The organism is Gordonia zhenghanii, assembly GCF_021738965.1.
Lineage (GTDB): Bacteria > Actinomycetota > Actinomycetes > Mycobacteriales > Mycobacteriaceae > Gordonia > Gordonia zhenghanii.
Genome location: NZ_JAKKOQ010000007.1, coordinates 34,979 through 54,708, shown reverse-complemented (window position 1 = coordinate 54,708; position 19,730 = coordinate 34,979). Strand labels below are relative to the sequence as shown.

Genomic DNA, 19,730 nt, shown 5'->3' with positions numbered 1-19,730 from the left:
GCATAGTCCTGTCTATTCGGTGTTCTGTGCATCGATGCCGCCGTGGCGTCGATGTGCGGCCGCGACTGCGGCCGCGCGATCGGGTGAGGCGAGGAGCTCGCGGCGACGCTCCTGCCAGTGATCGTCGACGACGGTGCCCGCCTCGGCGTGCCGAAGAAACGTCCTGGTCGCGGCCACCGCCTGCCGGCTGCGAGGCGAGAGCCCGCCCAGGGATTCCACGGCCACGCGGGTGGCCGCGCCCGCCAATACGATGGTCGAGACGAGACCGGCGGCGACGGCGGCCTCGGCGTCGAACCGCTCCGCGCAGAGCAGTAGCCGCCGTACCGTGTCGCGGCGATACGTCCGTGCGAGCCACTCGACGGCGTCCGGGCTGTACAGCAGCCCGAGTCGAACTGCGGGGATCTGGACGAACGCGTCGGCGCCAGCGATGCGCACATCGCACAGCAGTGCCAGGTGTGCGGCCGCGCCCAGACACGGCCCTTCGAGAGCGGCGATCACCGGGACCGCGCACCCATCGATCGCCTGTGCCACATCTGCCACCGCGTCGTCGTAGGCGAGGTCTGCGACGGTGCCGGTGATCTCCCGCAGGTCAGCGCCCGCACTGAAGCACTCGTCGCCACCGGTAAGCACCACTCCGTCGGCATCATCGACAGAGGCGAGGGCCGCGGCGAGGTCGGTCAGCATCTGCCTCGACAGCGCGTTCTTGCGTTCGGCCGCGTGCAGGGTGAGGACGGCAACCGCGCCCGTCCAGCCGAGGACCACGCTGCCAGTCATAACAGCGATGTCGCCGCAGCCGGTGCGCCGATGAGCCCGGGGCCGAACGCGACCGCTTCCTCGACCAGCTCTGAGATGTCCAGGAGCAGGTGATCGGCCCCGCGACGGGCGACCAATTGTGCTCCTACGGGGAGTCCGTCGTCGAAGCCGCACGGGACCGATGCGGCCGGGGTGCCTGCAACATTGAAAGGCACCGCAAACGGAAACGCGCCCCATAACTGGCCGACGGGATGACCGTCGATCTCGGTCGGTCGTTGCCCAAGTGGGAAGGCGGGCACCGCTGTTGCCGGGGTCAGCAGGATGTCGTAGCCGTCGAACAGGTCGCCGACGCGTCGCCGGTATTCGGGAAGCAACTCCTCGGCCCGATCGACCGCGACCGAATCCAAGCCAACCGCTGCACGCAATGACGACCGTTCGTATCGGCTCAGCTCGTCCGCATGAAGAGACAGCAGATGTCCGCGTTCGCGATGCTCGTCCTCGAGCACGAGCGGTCCGAAGATGTCATTCCATCCGTCGAGGGGCAGGTCGACGGCGTCGACGTCGTGCCCGGCTTCTCCCAGCACTGTGGCCACGCGCGCGACGGCGGCGGTGACGGCGGCGGAGACCGGTCGGCCTTCAGGCCGGGCACAGTAGGCGATGCGCAGGTGAGGCACGTCACGACGCGGGAAATGATGTCCGGAAAGCGTTCCCACCACGACGCGGGCATCGGCAACGCTGCGGCTGAGTGGTCCCGGACAGACGAAGTCGGTCATCCCGCGGAAGCCCTTCTCGTCCGGGCACGCGCCGTAAGTCGGTTTCATCCCATAGACGCCGCAGAACGACGCCGGTATCCGAATCGAGCCTCCGCCGTCGGATCCGACGGCGACGGGAGCCAGTCCGGCGGCGACCGAGGCCGCGGCTCCGCCGCTGGAGCCGCCCGGCGTCCGGGTCCGATTCCACGGGTTCGTCGTATCGGGGCCGAGTCGATTCTCGCTCGTCGCCGACTGACCGAACTCTGCGGTGTTCGTCTTACCTAGGAACACCGCACCTGCAGCTCGCAGGCGACGCACGACACCAGAGTCGCGTTTGGCGACCTGCCCGTAGAGCGCTGAACCGAGGGTGGTCGGCACTCCGCTGACGTAGAAGGCGTCCTTGATCGAGACGGGCACGCCCGCCAGCGGCCCCGTCGGAGAGCCGGCGGCGTAATCACGCGCAGCGCTCGCAGCCTGCGCACGTGCGAGATCGGCGGTGACTGTGACGAATGCGTGAGTGTCGTTGTCGTGGTCGGCGATTCTGGTCAGATATTTCTCGGTGACATCGACAGGACTTATCGACCCGTCCCGAAACCCGGCGACTAGTTCGGCGATGCCGAGGTCGGCGCTTACGTCAGGCATGCGGATACACCCCTCCGCTTACTCCGTACACCTCACCAGTGACATATCCCGCTTGGTCCGAGACGAGGAAGCCGACGAGGTTGGCGACGTCTTCGGGTCGACCGACCCGACCGACCAAGGACCGGCTCTCGGCGTACCCGTCGAAGAACTCGTCCGGGTAGATCTTGCGAAGGAAGTCGTTGTAGATCAACCCTGGCGTGACCGCGTTTACTCGCACACCGTGGCGGCCGTTCTCGGCGGCGGCCACACGGGTCAACGCGAGCACGCCTGCCTTGGCCGCTGAGTACGCGGCTCCGTGCTCGGTCGAGGTCTCGTAGGCCGAGATCGAGCTGATGTTGACGACCGACCCGCGTCCCGCCTCGATCATGTGCGGCAACGCGTACCGCATGCACAGGAATGTACCCGTGAGGTCGACGTCCAGGCACCGACGCCAGGTGTCCAGGGACATCTCCGACACCGGTTCGATCTTCGACCATCCGGCGTTGTTCACCAGGACGTCGATCCGCCCCCGGGCGTCGATCACCGACGCGACCGCGGCCTGTACCCGCGACTCGTCTGTGACGTCGAGCGGGACGGCGAGGAACTCGCGACCGTGCGCGACGCTGAGCCGCTCGGCCGCTTCCCGGCACCGCCGCTCGTGCACGTCGGTGACCACGACGTCGTACCCGTCGTGGGCCAGGCGATCAACGATCGCTGCTCCGATACCCGCTCCTGCGGCCGCGGTGACGATCGCTACTGGGTTCGATTCGGTCATCTCTTCTCCTCGGTTCAGGCGTTGACTGCGGGAATGATCTGGTTGGCGATCTGGTCCATCCGGCGGAGCCGACCGCCGGACAGCAGCGCGAACGTGATGCGGTCGATGTCGAGACCACACAATTCCTTCAGCCGTGCGACGCAGTGGTCGACCGTTCCTGCGAGGGCGACCGACTTCACGAAGTCGTCGCTGACCACCTGCTTGTGGTCGGCGTGGCGCGACAGGTGGTCGACAAGATGGTAACCGGAATTGGCGGCGGCGAACTCGGGGCGGAACCGCTCCCACGCAGGCGGCATGCGCTTCCAGACGTCGAACGTCGCGGCCTGGCTGGTGGCCCAGGCTCGCACGTCTGAGAGGGCCTTCTCCTCATCGTCGTCGGCGCTCATGGTGACCACGAGGTCGATGGTCAGTTCGCTGCGATCCCGCCCGGCCTTCTCCAGCCCCTCGTAGATGAAGTCGAGCTGCCACTTCACGAACTCGGGGTCGGCGGCACCCATCAAGATCGCGCCGTCGCATTTGCGGCCGCTCAACTTGAGCAGGCCTGGCTGCGACACCGCCATGTAGATGGGAATCTGCCGTTCGGCTGTCGCCAGTCGCACTGTGGTGCCGTACAACTCCTGCTCCTCGCCGGTGAAGAGCTTGCGGAATTCGTCGATCCCCGCGGACAGGTCGCCGAGCTTCGACGGGGCCTGTCCCGCGCCGTAGACCGCAGACCACCCGGCACCGAGGCCGAGCATCGCATTGCCGTCGGCCAGCTCGTCTAGCGCCGCTGTCGCACTGGCGGTGACGGTCGGATGACGGGTGAGCAGGTTGGTCACAGCCGATCCGATCGCCAGCTTCTCGGTTGCCAGCGCCGCCATGTTCATCGCGGCGTAGACGTCTTTCATCCCGAGTTGAAAGTCGATGAACCACATCGCCTCGTACCCGAGTCGTTCAGCGGTGGAAGCCAGCTCGGTCACATTCGTGAGCGGTTCCCGGGGGCTGACCCCCATGGAGAGTCCCCAGCGATTCATGTCAGTCCTTTCCGAAGAGGATGGTCTGCAGGACCGAGGTCACTGCGGTCGGGTTGTCCACGTTCATAAGGTGTCCGGCGGCGGGAACCTCGTAGTAGGTCGAGTCACCGAGGGCATCGAGGATGATCTGTGCGGCCTTCACCGGGCAGAATGCGTCGGCGGCGGCGCCCACGACGTCGACGTGCAGCGCTATGTCGGCGAGCGCCGGTGTCAGCGGCTCTAGTCTCAGCGATGCCATGGCCCGCGCGGCATTGACGTAGCCGCGCCCGTCGCCGACCGCGTCGAGCCGGATCTGAGTGATCTCATCGATCCGGTCGGTGGCGGTGATGATCGCCGCGGCGGTGTCGTCGCGCATCCCGGCCCGGAACTCTGTCGACGACGTGTCACGGGCCTGCGCGATGCGAGTCGCGTAGAAGTCGGCTGCGCCGCGCCCCACGATCGACGAGGTGCCCAGAACGATCACTTTGGACATCAGATCCCGACGGTGTGCCGCTGCCCAGAGCGCGACTGCGCCGCCGAGGGAGAAGCCGACGACCACGGCAGGGCCGCTGACCTGTTCAAGAAAGCCGATCAGGTCCCCGCCCAGCTGTGCAAGCGTGCCGTCGGCATCGCCGACAGTCGTGCCGCCGTGTCCGCGCAGGTCGTAGGCGTACAACCGGTCGTCGGCCATCGACGGAAGTATCGACGACCAGCTCCGGCGGTCCTCTGCGAGGCCGTGAATGAAGACAACCGGTACCGCGTCGGTGCCGGTGGCCCCGGCCATCGTGTACTCGACGTCAATGTCGCCGATCACGTGCCTCATACGTTCTCCTCCTCGAGTTCGGTGTCGAATCGTCGTCGTAGGTCGACTTTCCGAATCTTGCCGGCTGCGGTCACCGGCATCTCGTCGATGACCTCCAGCGACTCGGGCAACATGCGATCGGACAAGCCTCGCTTGCGCAACCACGTACAGAGTTCGTCGAGCCGTGGGGCATCATCGGAGGGGACGATGACCGCACAGATGCGCTCACCCAAGCGCTGGTCCGGCCGGCCAATGACGGCAACGCGTCGGACTCCCGGGTGCGCCGCGATCGCATTCTCGATCGGCACCGGCGATATGTTGACGCCGCCGCGGATAATGATGTCCTTCAGTCGGCCAGTCAGATGCAGGTAACCGTCGTCGTCGATGCGTGCGAGATCGCCGGTGCGAAACCATCCGTCGGGTGTATGCAGGTCGCGGAACAGTTGCTCCTGGCCGAGGTATCCGACGAAGACACCGGGTCCACGCATCGCGAGTTCGCCGATCCCACGATCGTCGGGGTCGAGGATGCGCAGGTCGAGTCCGTCGACCGGCCGACCGGCGCTTTCGAGCACCTGAAGGCGAGTGCTTTCCGGCACACAGGTGGTACCAGTGCCCTCGGTCATCCCCCATAGCACCGTCACAAACGTGGTCGAGGCCTGCTCGGTGGCCGCGTCGAGCACACTCGGCGGCACTGGCGCTCCCCCGCATAGAAATGTCTTCATGGATGCCAGCTTGTGCTTGTCGGCCGGCCAGTCCGCGTCGATGATGTCTTTCAGGAACGGCGTGGCCGCCGCGGTGAATCCGCATCGGCGTTCATCGACGATCTCAAGTGCCCGCACCGGATCCCACGCCCCCTGAAGGATTAGCGGCGCACCGACGAACAGCGAAAGTCGAGCCCCGTGCCATGCCCCGACACTGTGTCCCAGCGGCGAGGGCATGAAAATCGGCGTGTCCTCGTCGATGCCGAAGCGGTCGATGAACGCGCTGTTCGCCGCAGCGAGCGAGTCCTCGGTGTGCATCACCGCCTTCGGCATTCCGGTGGTGCTCGAGGTGAACATCAGGTGGCCGACCTCAGGGTCGACGACCGATTCGCCTGCGACACCGTCGACGGTCTGCAGGTCCACCGCGGCGCCGTCAAGAACGAGCACCACGCAGGTGCGGTCGGTGGATCTCGCCGCGGCGGTCACTGTGTCCCGCGCCGATCGACCGCGGTACGCGGACGGTCCGATGATTGCTCGCGACCGGATCACCGAGTGGACGTGACTGAGCGTGTCTTCGTCGGTGCTCATCGGGATCGTGGCGGGCACGGCGCGCAGACGCAGGACCGCCAGGAACGACACCTGCCATTCGATCGTGTTCGGCAGGTAGATCAAGACGACGTCACCACGTGCGACACCAGTGTCGGCGAGGACGTCGCGCAGCCGTCCGGATCGGTCCCAGAGCTCGGCGCGGGTGAGTTCCCTGCCGTTGTCATCGGCGAGGACGAGTCGATCCGGATCGGCGGCGACGAGTCGATGGAATCGATCCGCGAGGCGGTCGCCCGCGTGCCAGTCCTCGATCGGGGTTGCGGGTCCTCGATGTACGACGCCGAAGGTGTCGGACTCGGAACCAGTAGAAGTAGCCTTGGTCACAACTCAACTGTGACCCGGACCTCACGCAAAGTCAAGAGAGTGACGTCGCTTTTTTCTATCGAGTTTATTGGACCTGGATATACTCCAGATGAGTTCGTGTCGAGATCACCGCCGAAGACTGAGGGGGCGCCGTGCCAGCCGAACCGACCACGCCGAAGGGCCGTCGCACCCGCGACCACCTGGTCAACGCCGGACGCGCCGTGTTCGCACGGAACGGATACGTCGATGCCCGCATGAGCGACGTCGCCGAGGAGGCAGACATCTCGATGGGCGGGTTGTATCGCTATTTCAAGAACAAAGAGGACCTGTTCGCCCAGGTCATCGAGGATCTCCATCAACGGCTCTACGATGCGAGCGTCGCCCGCGACCACGATTTCCGCACCGACCCGCACGGGGCGTTGATCGAGGCCAACCGAGGCTACCTGTCGCTCTACAACGAGAACCGGGATGTCATGCGCGCCTTCATTCAGGCCGCACACGTCGAGGACCGGTTTCAGCAGATCTGGCGGCACATGCGCGAGCGACACGTCGATCGGTTCACCGCGGCACTGGAGAAAGTTCACGGCATCACCCAGGTCGCAGGCACCAACGCCCGGCTCGCCACAGAGTCGATGGCATGCATGGTGGAACAGTCGGCTTACGTCTGGTTCGCCAAAGCCGAAGACCATCTCTCCGCGGTAGACGTCGACACCGCGGCACGCCTCGTCGCGCACACGTGGCACCGCACATTTTTCACGGACTGACCGACACACGCCAATCCCCCGGAACCCGAGACTCCGGGGGATTTTTCGTACCACGCCTTGCCGTGACCTGGTACATCACCGGTGGACCGATCGGTATTTTGGAAAAAAGCGACGTCACTCTCTTGACATGGTGTGGCGTGCACCACATGATTGTTTCCGAGTCGAGTCGATACTCCTCACAATCACCGGCACGCGTGCAGCACCTGCTCATAACCCGTCGAATCAGAGGTTCACCACATGACGACCGAGGACCAGAGATCCGCATCTGCGGGCACAGAAGACTACGCCCAGGCATGGCGCGACACCCCGAGAGACGGCGACCCGTCCAGCTCGAACACGAAGGCGCGCAAGGCACTGTTCGGCGCCTGGCTCGGATTCTTTGTCGACTTGTTCGATATCTACCTACCTATTGTGGTGATGGCTCCGGCCATCGGCTATTTCGTGTCCGATGACCTCGGCACCACAGGGAAGGCGATCGTCAGCGGCGCCATGTTCGCCGCGACCCTGGTCGGCAGGCCGATCGGCGCCGCGATCTTTGGTTGGATCGCGGACACCGTCGGGCGCAAGCGAACCACGATGATCGCCATGACAGGCGCAGGCATCGCCACCTTCCTCATCGCGCTGCTACCTGGATATTCCCAGATCGGCGTGACGAGCGTGATCCTGTTCGTCGCGCTTCGGTTCCTGGCCGGAGGCTTCCTCGGCGGCGAGTACACCGGGGCGAACCCGCTCGCGATGGAGGCGGCACCTCCGCACAAGCGCGGCCTCTACAGCGGCCTGATCAACACCGGATTTCCGCTCGGGTACGCCGCCGCGTCGATCATCACGCTCGTCCTCCTGCTCAATATGCCCTCCGACGGGAACGACTCCGCGTATGCGCAGTGGGGTTGGCGGATCCCGTTCGTCATCGGAGCACTCCTGTCCCTCGGCTCGGCGTGGTACTTCCACAAATCGGTCACCGAGTCGGACGTGTTCACCAAGACAGAACGCACCATGTCGCCGTTTCGCGAACTACTCCAGCGCGACAATGCCAAGCGCTTCCTGCAGGTCTTCGTCCTGATGAACGGATTCTGGCTGGCCCTGCAACCGGTCGCAGCCTCCCTACCAGCGCTACTCGGGTCCGACGGGGTCGGACTGTCGAGTACGTCGGTCACCCTGACCCTCATCATCGCCTATCTGATCCTCACGCCGATCGACGTCGGCGCCGCCGTGGTCAGTCAACGGATCGGACGACGACGATTCCTCATCATCGCGGCATCGGCCATGGCAGTCGCCGGCACCGCACTTTTCCTATCCATAGTTCGGTCCGAGGCCGACGACCTGACCTGGGTCGTGTTCGCCACGATCCTGCTGGTGATCGTCGTCATCTGCCCGTGGGCGGTGTTGCCCGCCTACATCAACGAGCGCTTTCCGACGTCCGTGCGCGCATCCGGGTACGGCCTGGCGTACAGCCTCGCGGTAGTCATCCCGTCCTTCTACGCGTTCTATCAGGCCGGCCTGGCGAATTTCATGGCCTTCGACGACACCGGAGCTGTCTTGCTGGTGGTCGGTTCACTTCTCGTTCTTGCCGGCGCCCTCTTCGGCCCCGAGACTCGGAACGTCGATCTCGAATCGAAGGGGCTCGATCAGCACTGAGCAGGACACGACAGAACCGCCCCGGCTCCCTACAGCACAGACCTTGGCGCGCGGCTACGCCGTGGTGCAACGCACCGACATCAACCGCACGCCGTCGCGAGCTCCGTGTACGCGACCATCCGTGAAGGAGACCACCCATGACCGAACCCGCCCCCGTCGACGAACTCGCCTACGAAGACGCTCGCAACGAACTGTCCGAGGTCGTGACCGCGCTGGAACGCGGCGGCCTCGGCCTCGACGAGTCCCTCGCCCTCTGGGAACGAGGTGAAGCCCTCGCCGCCCGCTGCACCGCCCACCTCGAAGGCGCGCGGACACGCATCGAAGCCGCGCTCAACCCGGACGAGGACGAAGAGGACTGATCTTTTCGCTTCTGTTGGTCGAGCCCCACTTCGTTGGTCGAGCCCCAATTCGTTGGTCGAGCGGAGTCGAGACTCCTATTGGCCGAGCCCCGCAACCGCTGATCGAGCCCATTTCCTGCTGGTCCAGCCATTTTCCCGCTGGTCGAGCGGAGTCGAGACCTGGATCTCGACTCCGCTCGATCAACGTGAGGCGAGTGATCTCGACTCCGCTCGATCAACGTGAGGCGAGTGATCTCGACTCCGCTCGATCGACGTGGGGGCAAGCGATCTCGACTCCGCTCGATCAGCAGCAAAGGGCCCGATCAACGGGTGGGGCGCGGGCCTAGCCCGTGGGAACCGGGCGGTCGGCTTTGAGGGGCTGAGCGGCGAGGACGGCTTCGGCGAGGGTCTGCATGGACTCGTCCTTGCCGCGGCTCTTCACACCGATGCGGACGTCGCCGAGGTCGACGATCCACGCCTTCTGGTGCTCGAGGTTCTCGTAGGTGACCCACATCTGGCCGCCGATGTCGCGGGTGCCGGTTCCAGACGTGTCATCGCCGAGGAGCTTGCGCATCACGTCTTCTTCGACGGCGTCGGTCTGGGTGAGCTGGATGTACGCCCCACCGCCGGTGATCCAGCCGACATTGCTCGAGATCGTCTTCTCGATCTCCTGCGTCGAGCCGGAATTCGGCTGCCACGTGTCGGGGACCTTCGGTTCGCGGATCGGGAACGGCATCGTGTTCGCGTCGGCTTTGAGCCCGGCGGAGACGTCGAAGTGCGGGACCTTCTGCTCGGTGGCGTCCGATCCGAATCCCCAGCTGCAGCTGCCTGCGATACCTGCGACGACGAGGATGATGACGCCCAATGCGATCAGCGACCAGATGAGGTCCTTGCCGTCTTGCAGGATCCTGGGTTTGTCGGCCATGCCTGCCATTATCCATCAGCGGCACCGGCACCCTGGGGCCCGGGTCGCCGAGCGTGCGTGAAAGAATGTCCAGGTCTGAGTCGTGTCAAAGGAGCGGAGCCACATGTCGTCCAAGCAAGCCCCCGACCGTAATCTTGCGCTGGAACTCGTCCGGGTCACCGAGGCCGCAGCGCTCGCTGCCGGACGTTGGGTTGGCCGTGGCGACAAGAACGGCGGAGACGGTGCAGCCGTCGACGCGATGCGCGAACTCCTCTCGACCGTTTCGATGCGCGGCACCGTCGTCATCGGCGAGGGCGAGAAGGACGAAGCTCCGATGCTCTACAACGGCGAAGTCGTCGGCAACGGCGACGGCCCAGAGGTGGACGTCGCTGTCGACCCGATCGACGGCACCACGCTGATGGCCGAGGGCCGCCCGAACTCCATCGCGGTGATTGCGGTGTCCGAGCGCGGCACCATGTACGACCCGTCCGCGGTGTTCTACATGGACAAGATCGCCGTCGGTCCGGCAGCCAAGGGCGCCATCGACATCGAGCAGTCCGTCGAATGGAACATCAACTCCGTCGCGGCAGCCAAAGGCATCGACGTCGCCGACATGACCGTCGTCGTGCTCGACCGCCCGCGCCACACCGACCTGATCGGCGAGATCCGCGAAGCCGGAGCCAAGATCCGCCTCATCTCCGACGGCGACGTCGCAGGCGCGATCGCCGCAGCGGGCGAGTACAGCACCGTCGACATGCTGATGGGCGTCGGCGGCACCCCCGAGGGCATCATCAGCGCCGTCGCCATGAAGTGCATGGGCGGCGAGATCCAGGGCAAGCTCGCACCGAAGGACGACGCCGAGCGCCAGAAGGCCATCGACGCAGGCCTCGACGTCGACCAGGTCCTCACCAACGACATCCTGGTGCGCGGCGAGAACGCCTTCTTCTGCGCGACCGGCGTCACCAACGGCGATATGCTCCGCGGCGTCACCTACCGCCCGAACGGCGCCACCACGCGCTCGCTGGTCATGCGCTCCAAGTCGGGCACGATCCGCACCGTCGAAGCCGTGCACCAGACGTCCAAGCTCCGCGAGTACGCGCGCCTGGATCTCTGAGTCCTCACCTCCTGACACAGAAATGGGCCTCGGTCGTATGACCGGGGCCCATTTCTGTCGGACGAGACGGATCTACCGTGCGTGCGTGAGTTCGGCGACCTGCCCGTCGAGCATCCGCACCACGTCGTCGGCCGACTCGAGCGCCCGTGCGTCGTGTGTGACGAACAGCGCCGCCACGTCGTGCTCGGCCACCAGTCGGACCAACAGGTCGATCATCTCGGCGGCACGGTGCGAGTCCAGCGCCGACGTCGGCTCGTCGGCGAGCAGCAGTGCGGGCTCGCCCATGAGCGCGCGGGCGATGTTCACACGCTGGCGCATACCGCCCGACAGCTGACCGGGGCGACGGTCCACCGCGTCGGCGAGACCGACCTCAGCGAGCAGGTCGCGGGCCCGCGCCTTGTGACGCTTCGGGCGGCCGCCGGCCAGGTGGATCGGCAGGAGAACCTGTTCGAGCGCTGTCAGATCGGGCAACAGGTTGTCGTGCTGGAACACGAAACCGACCTGCTCGCGGCGCAACCGTGCGCGATCCTCGGCGCCGAGGTTCTCCACACTTTCGCCTGCCACCTCCACGTGACCGGAGTCGGGGGTGATGAGCGTCCCCGCCACCGAGAGCACGCTGGACTTGCCGCAGCCCGACGGGCCGGTCAGTCCGACGAGACGTCCGCGCGGAACGGTGAGGCTGACGCCGTCGACGGCCATGACGCGGTCGCGGTCGCCGTCCGGGTAGGTGAGGGTCACATTGTCGAGTACGAGAGACATCGGAAACTCCTTGCTGAGAAGTGAACTGGGGGCGGGTGGTCAGCGGTTGAGCGCGGTGAGTGGGTCGACCTTGACCAGCGGCCGGAGCGCGATCGCCGCACCTGCCAGTCCGAGCACCGCCATTCCGGCGAGCAGCGCGATCATCGATCCCGCGTCGAACGCGATGGGCACGGTGCCCGATGCGATCCACGCGCCGATCGCGCCGACGGCTCCACCGGCGATCAGACCGGCGAACAGGACGACGGCGGCCTGGCCGAGCCCGTCGCGCATCAGGTAGTTGCGGCCTGCACCCATGGCCCGGACCACGGCGAGCGAACGCACTCGCTGACCCGTCCACACCGCGAAGAAGCCGCAGACGACGATCGCGGAGATCGCCAGCAGGAGACCCTGGATCAGCAGCAGCGAGGAGTGCTCGGACTTGTAGCCGGGCACCAGGGACACCGCGTCGCTGTGCGACGTCGCGGCCATCCCCGACGGAGCCGTCGAATCGCTGGTCAGCACGGCCGACGCCGCGTCGCGGCCGGTCGCCGTCACCCACATCGAGTACGGCATGCGCACCACCGGAGTGTGCGCGTACTTGTCGGTGTCGCCGACGGCGTCGACGCGGACCCGCTCGGTGCCGACGACGACGTCGGACCCGGCCGAGACGCCGAGCGCCTCTGCGGTCTCGGAGTCGACGGTCACCTCGTCGGTGTCACTGAACCCGAACGCCGCCACCGCGGCTGCCCGGCCGTCCGCGGTGATGCGGGTGTTGGCCACACCGAGGACCATCGCCTGCGGATCGTCCGCGCGAACCTGACTGATCGCGGCGTCGTCGACGCGGCTGTCGGTCAGGCTCGACGCCTCCCCGCCCGCCGCGGACTGGGTGATCACGGTGTCGCCGGGCAGCGCACGCACTGCCGACGTCGATTCGGCATCCAGTCCCGCGGTCAGCGCGGACAGCATGACGACCATGAGAGACAGCAGTGCGATCACACCGCTGATGAGTGCGAATCTTCCTTTAGCGTCGCGGATCTCGCGCCAGCCGATATACACTTCGAATCCTCCTGAGAGATGCTCACCCAGCTGTTCGCCGGGACTACTCAAGCTTGTCGCTCCGACCCCTCCCCCGGCATCGCCCCGGATTCGCACTTTCGACTCCACCTATCGGCGGCTCGATATCCATCGAAAGGTGTAGACGTCGCGAGCGCCGTCGGATCACAGTGATACTGGGAGACATGACCGACGACCGCAGCACCGACCGCTACGCCGAATGGGCAGGTCACATCCTGTTCACGACGCTGATGATCGTCGGCGTCGCCAACACCGTCGCCGACGAGGGAACGCACATCGGCGTGCTCGTGTGCGCAGGCGTGCTCGCCGCCTGGTACGCGCTCGGCGCCGTCTTCTCCGCCCTCGGCAGGCGTGAGCTGGTGGTCCCGTGGGTCCTGGTCCTGACGGCTGGTTGGATCGCACTGTCGGTCGTGTCGGCGGACTTCGTGTGGATCGCCTTCGTGGTGGCCATACTGTGCTGGCACTTCCTACCGCGCGGCGTGGCCGCCGCCGTCGTGGTCCTGGTCGCAGCCACCGCAGTGACCGCGACCCGCGTGAGCACCGGCGGGTTCAGCGTCGGCGGCGTGATCGGCCCGCTCATCGGCATCGCCACCGCCGTCGCCGTGACCGAGGCGTTCGGCCGGATCGCGGCGATGGTGGACGAGCGAGACCGACTCGTCGACGAACTGATCACGACGCGGGCGCAGCTCGCTGCACGTGAACGAGACGCAGGCGTGCTCGCCGAGCGCGAACGCCTCGGCGGCGAGATCCACGACGGGACAGGACAGTCGCTCGCGAGCATCATCATGCTGCTGCGTGCGGCGACGTCGCCGACGGCGCCGCCCGAGCAGCGCACCGCCCATACCGAGACCGCCCTCGAGACAGCGCAGACCGCGCTCGCCGAGTCCCGACGGTTCCTCCGCGGACTCGACGGACCCGAGTCGCATCCGGAGGGCCTGTCGCACGCGCTCGCCGAACAGGTCGCCGCCGCGTCCGAGGACGGGCCCCGCGTGGTCTTCGCCGAACACGGCTCGCCCGCACTACTCTCCGAGCGGGTCCAGGTCGCTCTGCAACGCACCGTGCAGGAAGCCCTGCTGAACGTCCGCCGCCATGCGCACGCCGACGCGGCCGCCGTCACGCTCACGTACCTCCCGGACGAGGTGCACGTGGACATCGTGGACGACGGCGTGGGCATAGACGGCGTGAGTCCCCCGCCCACCGGTGACGACGCTCCGGGCAGCGGCTTCGGTCTTCGGGCGATGCGCGCCCGAATCCGTACGTGCGGCGGCGAACTCACCGTCGAGTCCGCGCCCGGCGACGGCACTACAATTCACGCCAGCGTCCCGATCGAGAGGCACCGATGATCCGCATCATGATCGTTGACGACCACCCCGTGGTCCGCGCAGGACTACGCGCAGTACTGGGCGCCGTCGACGACTTCACCGTCGTCGCCGAAGCAGGCGAGGCCGCCGAAGCCGTCGAGATCGCGTCGACGACCGGCCTCGACGTGGTGCTGATGGACCTGCGCCTGCACGGCGCCGACCCCGCGGCCGACGGGGTGTACGCGACCCAGTCGATCCGTGCGCTCGCCGATCCGCCGCAGGTCCTGATCGTGACGACCTACCAGTCGGACTCCGACATCGTCCGCGCGGTGGAAGCGGGAGCTGTCGGCTACCTACTCAAGGACGCGTCGCCCGAGACGCTGGTCGGAGCCATCCGATCCGCCGCTGCCGGTGAGACGGTGCTCGGTCCCGCCATCGCGGCCAAGCTGCTCACCCGGGTCACTTCGCGCGAAATTCCACTCACCGCACGCGAATTGGAGATCGTCCAGAGTCTCGCCGGCGGCGGATCGAATCGGGAGATCGCCCGCAAGATGTTCATCTCCGAGGCGACCGTCAAATCGCACCTGGTCCACATCTTCGACAAGCTCGGCGTCAACAGCCGAACGAAAGTCCTTGCCGCCGCACGTGAGCGAGGCCTGATCCCCTAAGGCCTGCCCAGCAGTCAGTCGGGCCCGTCAGAGTCGAGCCAACAGTGTCGCCGCAGCGTACTGTCGGCCCCATGACTGCCACTTTCCCGGAGAACTGGTCGACCGCTCTCGTCCTCGTCGCTCACCCCGACGACCCCGAATACGGCATGGCCGCCGCCGTCGCGCGGTGGACGTCGCAGGGCAAGCGCGTGGTCTACGCCCTCGCGACCAGCGGCGAAGCCGGAATCGAAGGAATGCCGCCCGAAGAGTGCGGACCGCTTCGCGAAGGCGAGCAGATCGCGTCGGCCGCCGTCGTCGGCGTCGACGAGGTCGAGTTCTGGGGCTTCCCCGACAGCGAGATCTTCAATACGCCCGAACTGCGCGCAAAGATCACCGAGACCGTCGACCGCGTGCGTCCCGACGTCGTCCTCAGCCTGTACGGCGGCCCCGAGTGGGCTCCCGGCTTCCCCAATCAGCGCGACCACATGCAGTTCGCCGACTCCGTCGTCGAAGCATTCGACGCGCTCGAGACGCCGCCGCGCGCGTTGTTCTGCAACGGCCCCAACGTCACACACGCCGCCGACGTCGAGGGATTCACCGACGCCGCGATCCGGGCGCTCGAATGCCACCGCGTCTATCTGGAAGTCCTGGACCCGCAGACACCGGTCCTCGACCAGGCGACAGCCCAGATCGAACGCGGCACCGGCCCGATCGACGGTTTCGACGCCGCCCGAGCGTCCGGGTTCGAGTTGCTGCGCGGCACCGCCTGACGGGAACCACCGTCTGACTGGAACTACCGCCTAGACCCGAAAACCCCGAGGCCGCACGCGATGATCGCGTGCGGCCTCGGGTCGCTGAAGGGGTCGGTGTTCGGGTCAGCTGATACTCGGGATGAGCGTGCTCAACGAGCCGGGGAGCATCGCGGCGAGGTTGCCGAGCAGTCCGCCGAGGACGTCACCGTTCGGGCTGGTCTCCGCCTTGGGCGCCTGGTCCGGAGCGTCGACGTTCACACCGATCGTGATCTTCGGCTTCTTCGCCGGATCGAGCCACTTGAGGATGTTGACCATCGTCTCGCGCTCGGTCGCGACACAGCCCCACGTCGGCTTGCCGTTAGTGACGTGCAGGAACATCGCCGATGCGTCGCCCGGTGTCCGGTTCGGGTTGTGGTTGATGTTGACCGCGTAGTCGTAGACCGGTCCCGAGTCGTACAGGTTCTCGCTGTCGCCGCCGGGGCTCTTGTCCTGCTTCACGTGCTGGTTGTAGGTCGGCGACTTCGGGTTCGCGTCCCACCAGTCCTGCTTGGTCGCCTGGAAGTACGGCATCTTGGTGCCGGGGTTCTCCTGGCGGCCGAAGGCCTGGTCGAGCGGGAACGTGCCCTGCGGTGTGCGGTACACGTTGTCCTGGGCCTTGCCCATGCCCTTCTCACCGAGGAACGCCTTCACCGGACCGATGCCCGGAACCGGCTTCCACGCGCCCTGTGCGTCCTTCTCGAACGCGGTGAGCGTGGCGGTCTGCGACGACGCGACCGGTGCGGTCACGACGATCATCTGACCCGTCTCGTCGGCGGCTTCACCAGGTTCCGACGGCATGCCGGGGATCTGGAAGTTCTTCAGGATTCCGTTGAGCAGCGACGTGACGTCGCCGCTCGGAGCCGGGGTGGGAGCGGGGGTCGTCGGCGCGGCGGACGCCTGCCCGGTCCCGACTACGAGGGCGACGACGCTCGCCACCACCAGTAGTCCCACTTGCCACATACGCCTCATTAGTAACTTCAGCATCATATTAGTGTGCCAGCGGGTGCGATACTCCGCCACCCGGGGAGAGCATCGTCACCTTTCCGCAACTCGGTGACCGGCGGCTATGGTCGAGGTCATGAGCACTCCTCCCCCACCCCGGTGGATCACCGACACTGAACCCGGCCACAGCGAGTGGTACGTCGAGCGATTCCGCTCGATGGCCGCAGACGGGGCCGACTTGTTCGGCGAAGCCCGCTTCATCGACGCGATGGTCGGCCGGTCCTCGCGGATCCTCGACGCGGGCTGCGGCCCGGGCCGTGTCGGCGGCTACCTCCACTCCGCCGGGCACGAGGTCGTCGGCGTGGACGTCGACCCGGTGCTCATCGAGGCGGCGTCGGCCGACTACCCGGGACCGGACTGGCAGGTCCACGATCTCGCGACCCTCGACCTGCGCAACGACGACGGCTCCCGCCGCGAGTTCGACGCGATCGTCTGTGCGGGGAACGTCCTCGCCTTCGTCGCCGCCGACACCGAGGCCCTCGTCCTGACACGCCTCGCCGAGCACCTCGCTGACGGCGGATTCCTCGCCGTCGGCTTCCACGTCGCGAAACTGCCCGTCGCCACGTTCGACGCCGCCCTCGCCGACACCGACCTCACCCTCGACCTACGACTGTCCACCTGGGATGTCCGACCATGGCACGACGACGCCGATTTCGCTGTGTCGATCCTGCGGCGCGCGTAAACCTACACCGCTCAGGAGCAGCACCTGTCTATAGCGCACTGCTCGCCCTGACAGGTGTAGGTTCGCGCGCGAGATCAATCTGTGGATAACTGCCGCAGATTCCACAGAGGCGGAGTTCCTTCGATTTTCGCCTGAAAATCGAAGAATTCGGCCGCACGCTGACCGGCATGGAGTCAGTCCCATCGGGTGTTTACCCGACTAAGAGTCTTCAGGACACCGTCGGCGTCGCAACAGTCGCGCGACTGGTCCGGGAGCAGAAGGCCACCCGTATCCGACGAGGCTGGATCGCTGTCGGCAATGCACCCCAGGACCAGGTCCTCGCAGTCCAGCGAGGCGGGGTGCTGAGCTGCATGTCGGCCCTCAAACGGCAGGGCGTGTGGGTACCAGAGGACATCAACCTGCACGTCCGCGGAAATCAGTGGGCAGTCCGCAACCGGAAGGGTCCGTTCTGCCGACGGTTCGGACGCCCCGAACCCGAGTACGGCGCGATGGACGACATCCCTACTGCGCTGACGTACGCCGCGCGCTGCCTCGACGCCGAAGGGTTCGTCGTGGTGTGCGACTCGCTCCTGCACCTGAAGCTCATGAGCTTCGCCGAGATCGAGCACCTGTTCGGTTCTGCACCCGACTGTCTACAACGACTGCTCGGCAGGCTCGACGCACGAGCCGAATCCGGGCCGGAGTCGATGATGCGCTTTCGCCTCCAGAGCAAGAACGTCGATCTCGAGATCCAGGTCGAGATCGACGGAGTCGGACGTGTGGACATGCTCATCGGGCAATGGTTGATCATCGAGATCGACGGCTACGAATACCACGGCGGCAAGCCGATGTTCACCAAAGACCGCCTGCGATTCGCGGCCGCGCACAACCTCGGGTACACACCGCTCGGGTTCAGTTATGAGCAGGTCGTGTTCGACCAGGCCGCGACTCTCGACCGGATCATGACTGCGATACGCAACGGCGCGCACCGGCGGCCGTCGCAGCTCGCGAAACCTACACCGCTCAGGCCACGCATGGGCCTATAGGTCACTGCCCGGCCTGAGCGGTGTTGGTTGTCTTACGGTGCGCCGGGCGCGAACTCTTCGAGCATGTCGGTGACGAGGGCCGCGATCGGCGACCGCTCGCTGCGAGTCAACGTGGTGTGCGCGAACAGCGGGTGGCCCTTGAGCTTCTCGATCACCGCGCCGACGCCGTCGTGACGGCCGACGCGCAGGTTGTCGCGCTGGGCGACGTCGTGCGTGAGCACCACCCGCGAGCCCGCACCGAGCCGAGACAGGACGGTGAGCAGGACGTTCCGCTCCAACGACTGCGCCTCGTCGACGATGACGAACGAATCGTGCAGCGAGCGCCCGCGGATGTGGGTCAGCGGAAGTACCTCGAGCATGCCGCGGGAGAGGACCTCGTCGATGACCTCGGTGGAGACCAGGCCTTCGAGCGTGTCGAAGACAGCCTGCGCCCACGGCCCCATCTTGTCCTGCTCACTGCCCGGCAGGTAGCCGAGGTTCTGGCCGCCGACCGCGTACAGCGGCCGGAACACGACCACCTTGCGCTGAGTGCGTCGTTCCAGGACAGCCTCGAGGCCCGCGCAGAGCGCGAGCGCCGACTTACCGGTGCCTGCCTTGCCGCCGAGGGAGACGATGCCGACCGACTCGTCGAGCAGCAGGTCGAGCGCGACTCGCTGTTCCGCCGACCGGCCGCGAAGTCCGAACACCTCGCGGTCGCCGCGGACGAGGCGGACCTGCTTGGTGTCCGAGACCCGGCCGAGCGCACTGTTGCCTGCACCGACGAGTCGGACACCCGTGTTGCACGGGAGGTCGCGCGCGTCGTCGACGTCGACGACTCCTTCGGAGTACAGCGTGTCGATCTCGGAGTCGAGGACGTCGAGCTCGCTCATCCCCGTCCAGCCGGAGACGACGACGTCCTGGGCGTGGTACTCATCGGCGGCGAGGCCGACGGCTCCCGCTTTGACACGCAGCGGCGTGTCTTTGGAGACCAACGTGACGTCGCGGCCTTCGGCGCGCAGATTCAGCGCGCACGCGAGGATCCGCGAGTCGTTGGTGTCGTTGCGGAACCCGGCTGGCAGCACCGACGAATCGGTGTGGTTGAGCTCGACCTGAACTGTCCCGCCGTCGTCGCCCACGGGCAGCGGCACGTCGAGGCGACCGTGTTCGACGCGCATGTCGTCGAGCAGACGGAGTGCTTGGCGTGCGAACCATCCGAGTTCGCTGTGGTGGCGCTTGCCCTCGAGTTCGCTGATCACGACCAGTGGGAGAACGACGTTGTGCTCGGCGAAACGAGTCACCGCCCACGGATCGGAGAGCAGAACAGAGGTGTCGAGGACGTAGGTGCGTGCGGTCACGTCTAGCTCCTTGGCGCCGTGCGGCTCCCGCACGGTCCGAGTATCTCCGGCCGGCGGTCCGTGCTCTGCTGCCTGG

Annotated in this window: 20 protein-coding genes; 9 read left to right on the top strand and 11 right to left on the bottom strand. The window is 66.5% G+C overall.

The annotated features are described in order from the left end of the window. Positions 1–12: 12 nt before the first annotated feature. From L5G32_RS08945 to L5G32_RS08920, 6 genes are read right to left on the bottom strand one after another with little or no spacing between them, the layout of a single operon-like run. The gene (locus tag L5G32_RS08945) at positions 13–774 is read right to left on the bottom strand and encodes an enoyl-CoA hydratase/isomerase family protein (protein WP_237010692.1); all 762 of its coding nucleotides are present in this window, start codon (positions 772–774) and stop codon (positions 13–15) included. After that, positions 771–2,147 carry an amidase gene (locus L5G32_RS08940; protein ID WP_237010691.1) on the bottom strand — a complete coding sequence of 459 codons (1,377 nt, stop codon included), beginning with the start codon at positions 2,145–2,147 and terminating at the stop codon, positions 771–773. Before L5G32_RS08940 ends, L5G32_RS08945 begins: the two co-directional genes overlap by 4 nt. Then, positions 2,140–2,901, bottom strand: a complete 762-nt coding sequence (locus L5G32_RS08935; RefSeq protein WP_237010690.1) for an SDR family NAD(P)-dependent oxidoreductase — start codon at positions 2,899–2,901, stop codon at positions 2,140–2,142. The genes L5G32_RS08940 and L5G32_RS08935 overlap by 8 nt, the downstream gene beginning before the upstream one ends. A gap of 14 nt (positions 2,902–2,915) precedes the next feature. Then, complete coding sequence (locus L5G32_RS08930; protein ID WP_237010689.1) at positions 2,916–3,914, bottom strand: LLM class flavin-dependent oxidoreductase; 999 nt, start codon at positions 3,912–3,914, stop codon at positions 2,916–2,918. A 1-nt stretch (position 3,915) separates the two neighbouring features. Next, on the bottom strand, positions 3,916–4,716 hold the full coding sequence (locus L5G32_RS08925; RefSeq protein ID WP_237010688.1) for an alpha/beta fold hydrolase: 801 nt from the start codon (positions 4,714–4,716) through the stop codon (positions 3,916–3,918). Beyond that, a complete protein-coding gene (locus L5G32_RS08920; protein ID WP_237010687.1) occupies positions 4,713–6,326 on the bottom strand; it encodes a class I adenylate-forming enzyme family protein in 1,614 nt (537 codons plus the stop codon). Before L5G32_RS08920 ends, L5G32_RS08925 begins: the two co-directional genes overlap by 4 nt. A 131-nt stretch (positions 6,327–6,457) precedes the next feature. Here L5G32_RS08920 and L5G32_RS08915 point away from each other — a divergent pair, with 131 nt between their 5' ends. From L5G32_RS08915 to L5G32_RS08905, 3 genes are all read left to right on the top strand, one after another. Further along, a complete protein-coding gene (locus L5G32_RS08915) occupies positions 6,458–7,069 on the top strand; it encodes a TetR/AcrR family transcriptional regulator (protein WP_237010686.1) in 612 nt (203 codons plus the stop codon). 237 nt (positions 7,070–7,306) lie between these two features. Next, positions 7,307–8,704, top strand: coding sequence for an MFS transporter (locus tag L5G32_RS08910; RefSeq protein WP_237010685.1), 1,398 nt, complete (start codon positions 7,307–7,309; stop codon positions 8,702–8,704). Between the two features lie 137 nt (positions 8,705–8,841). Beyond that, a complete protein-coding gene (locus L5G32_RS08905; RefSeq protein ID WP_237010684.1) occupies positions 8,842–9,063 on the top strand; it encodes an exodeoxyribonuclease VII small subunit in 222 nt (73 codons plus the stop codon). A gap of 322 nt (positions 9,064–9,385) precedes the next feature. Here the strand turns inward: L5G32_RS08905 and L5G32_RS08900 are convergent, their stop codons facing one another. Next, the gene (locus L5G32_RS08900) at positions 9,386–9,967 is read right to left on the bottom strand and encodes a DUF4245 domain-containing protein (protein ID WP_237010683.1); all 582 of its coding nucleotides are present in this window, start codon (positions 9,965–9,967) and stop codon (positions 9,386–9,388) included. 103 nt (positions 9,968–10,070) lie between these two features. Between L5G32_RS08900 and glpX the strand changes: the two genes are divergently transcribed. Beyond that, positions 10,071–11,060 carry a class II fructose-bisphosphatase gene (gene glpX, locus L5G32_RS08895; protein WP_237010682.1) on the top strand — a complete coding sequence of 330 codons (990 nt, stop codon included), beginning with the start codon at positions 10,071–10,073 and terminating at the stop codon, positions 11,058–11,060. A 72-nt stretch (positions 11,061–11,132) separates the two neighbouring features. Here glpX and L5G32_RS08890 read toward each other — a convergent pair whose 3' ends face one another. Both L5G32_RS08890 and L5G32_RS08885 read right to left on the bottom strand, forming a co-directional pair. Then, positions 11,133–11,819, bottom strand: coding sequence for an ABC transporter ATP-binding protein (locus tag L5G32_RS08890; protein WP_237010681.1), 687 nt, complete (start codon positions 11,817–11,819; stop codon positions 11,133–11,135). A gap of 39 nt (positions 11,820–11,858) precedes the next feature. After that, positions 11,859–12,854 (bottom strand): ABC transporter permease, encoded by a 996-nt coding sequence (locus tag L5G32_RS08885; RefSeq protein WP_237010680.1) that lies wholly within the window; start codon positions 12,852–12,854, stop codon positions 11,859–11,861. 182 nt (positions 12,855–13,036) lie between these two features. On the opposite strand from L5G32_RS08885, the gene L5G32_RS08880 reads away from it, so the two are divergent. The 3 genes from L5G32_RS08880 to L5G32_RS08870 all read left to right on the top strand — a co-directional run bounded on the left by L5G32_RS08880 (position 13,037) and on the right by L5G32_RS08870 (position 15,590). Continuing rightward, positions 13,037–14,215: a sensor histidine kinase gene (locus L5G32_RS08880; RefSeq protein ID WP_237010679.1), complete on the top strand. Its 1,179-nt coding sequence runs from the start codon at positions 13,037–13,039 to the stop codon at positions 14,213–14,215. Beyond that, the gene (locus tag L5G32_RS08875; protein ID WP_237010678.1) at positions 14,212–14,841 is read left to right on the top strand and encodes a response regulator; all 630 of its coding nucleotides are present in this window, start codon (positions 14,212–14,214) and stop codon (positions 14,839–14,841) included. The genes L5G32_RS08880 and L5G32_RS08875 overlap by 4 nt, the downstream gene beginning before the upstream one ends. Before the next feature lie 71 nt (positions 14,842–14,912). Then, positions 14,913–15,590: a PIG-L deacetylase family protein gene (locus tag L5G32_RS08870; RefSeq protein ID WP_237010677.1), complete on the top strand. Its 678-nt coding sequence runs from the start codon at positions 14,913–14,915 to the stop codon at positions 15,588–15,590. A 105-nt stretch (positions 15,591–15,695) separates the two neighbouring features. Here the strand turns inward: L5G32_RS08870 and L5G32_RS08865 are convergent, their stop codons facing one another. Continuing rightward, the gene (locus tag L5G32_RS08865) at positions 15,696–16,571 is read right to left on the bottom strand and encodes a L,D-transpeptidase family protein (protein WP_237010676.1); all 876 of its coding nucleotides are present in this window, start codon (positions 16,569–16,571) and stop codon (positions 15,696–15,698) included. Positions 16,572–16,689: 118 nt separating this feature from the next. Between L5G32_RS08865 and L5G32_RS08860 the strand changes: the two genes are divergently transcribed. Both L5G32_RS08860 and L5G32_RS08855 read left to right on the top strand, forming a co-directional pair. Then, positions 16,690–17,295, top strand: coding sequence for a class I SAM-dependent methyltransferase (locus L5G32_RS08860; RefSeq protein ID WP_237010675.1), 606 nt, complete (start codon positions 16,690–16,692; stop codon positions 17,293–17,295). A 167-nt stretch (positions 17,296–17,462) separates the two neighbouring features. After that, complete coding sequence (locus L5G32_RS08855) at positions 17,463–18,320, top strand: endonuclease domain-containing protein (protein ID WP_237010674.1); 858 nt, start codon at positions 17,463–17,465, stop codon at positions 18,318–18,320. A gap of 32 nt (positions 18,321–18,352) precedes the next feature. Here L5G32_RS08855 and phoH2 read toward each other — a convergent pair whose 3' ends face one another. Further along, positions 18,353–19,654, bottom strand: coding sequence for an RNA 5'-3' helicase PhoH2 (phoH2, locus tag L5G32_RS08850; protein ID WP_237010673.1), 1,302 nt, complete (start codon positions 19,652–19,654; stop codon positions 18,353–18,355). Positions 19,655–19,730 lie beyond the last annotated feature (76 nt).